2 protein-coding genes are annotated in these 1,675 nt (G+C 64.7%); both read right to left on the reverse strand.

Features of this window, described 5'->3' with window-relative positions:
- On the reverse strand, positions 1-1,382 hold a 1,382-nt coding region (locus EN994_RS30220; RefSeq protein WP_127308088.1), incomplete at its 3' end, for an amidase family protein.
- On the reverse strand, positions 1,382-1,675 hold a 294-nt coding region (locus EN994_RS30225), incomplete at its 5' end, for a GNAT family N-acetyltransferase (RefSeq protein WP_164746366.1). The genes EN994_RS30225 and EN994_RS30220, both read right to left, overlap by 1 nt.

Below are 1,675 nucleotides of genomic sequence, written 5' to 3' on the forward strand. Positions count from 1 at the left end.
ATGTCGTTCAGGTACATCTTGACCGGATCGGCAGCCATGTCCTCGTCGGCGATGCCGAAGGCGGCGGATGGCGTTGCCGGGGTCAGGATGACATCGACGCCGGCGGCGAAGACAGTCTCGAAATCCCGCTTGATCAGATTGCGCACCTTCTGCGCCTGCAGATAGTAGGCGTCGTAATAGCCGGCCGACAGCACATAGGTGCCGATCATGATACGGCGCTTGACCTCACGGCCGAAACCGGCGGCACGGGTCTTCTCATACATGTCGACGATATCCTTGCCCGGCACGCGCAAGCCGTAGCGGACGCCATCGTAGCGGGCGAGGTTGGACGAAGCCTCGGCGGGCGCCACGATGTAATAGGCAGGCAACGCATATTTGGTGTGCGGCAGGGAAATATCGACGATCTCGGCGCCGGCGTCCTTCAGCCAGGCAATGCCCTTCTGCCACAGCGCTTCGATCTCTTCGGGCATGCCGTCGACGCGGTACTCCCTGGGAATGCCGACCTTCATGCCCTTGATCGGCTTGCCGATCGCGGCCTCATAGTCCGGTACCGGCATGTCGACCGACGTCGTGTCCTTCGGATCGACGGAGGCCATCGACTTCAGCAGGATCGCGGCATCGCGCACGTCACGAGCGATCGGGCCGGCCTGGTCGAGCGACGAGGCGAAGGCGACGATGCCCCAGCGCGAGCAGCGGCCATAGGTCGGCTTGATGCCGACCGTGCCGGTGAAGGCGGCCGGCTGGCGGATCGAGCCGCCAGTATCCGTCGCGGTCGCGCCGGCACACAGGAAGGCCGACACTGCGGTTGCCGAACCGCCGGAAGAACCGCCCGGCACCAGCTGCGCATTGTCCAGGCTGCGCGCGGTCCTGGTGCCGCCGGCCGAGACGAAGCCGCCATCACCCTGATGCGTCGTCGGCATCACCACCGTGTCTAGGCGCGAGCGCCGCCACGGATTGATGACCGGGCCATAGTAGGACGTCTCGTTGGACGAGCCCATGGCGAACTCGTCCATGTTGAGTTTACCGAGCATGACGGCGCCGTCGGCCCACAGATTTGACGTAACGGTCGATTCGTAGCGCGGCTTGAATCCGTCCAGCACATGACTGCAGGCCTGCGTATGGACGCCTTCGGTGCCGAACAGGTCCTTGATTCCGAGCGGGATGCCTTCCAGCGCACCGCCCTCGCCCTTGACCAGCCTTGCGTCGGACGCCTTGGCCATGTCGCGCGCCTTGTCGCCTGTCACCGCGACATAGGCATTGAGCGCGGGATTGGCGCGATCGATGGCCGAGAGATAGGCCTCGGTGATCTCGGTCGCGGTGATTTCCTTGCCGTGCAGCTTGGCGCGGGCCTGTGAAATCGTCAGCTGGGTCAGGTCGCTCATCAAAGGCTCTTTTCGTAAAACACCGACCACTCGGAATCGGGATAATCCAGCACCGGGCCGCAACGCGAAAACCCGGCGCGTTCGTAGACGGTCCACGCCGCGGGGTGACGGTCGCCCGTCTCCAGCACCAGGCGCTTCAGCCCCTCGTTGCGCGCCAGCGCCTCGACCTGCTCGACGATTTTCGCGCCGATCTTCTGCCCGCGATGCGAGGGCCGCGTGTACATGCGCTTGACCTCGCCGACAGCGCCGTCATGGCGTTTCAGCGCACCGCAGCCAATGGCCATGCCGTTGTC

This window comes from Mesorhizobium sp. M7A.F.Ca.CA.002.09.1.1 (assembly GCF_003998555.1).
Taxonomy (GTDB): Bacteria; Pseudomonadota; Alphaproteobacteria; order Rhizobiales; family Rhizobiaceae; genus Mesorhizobium; species Mesorhizobium ciceri.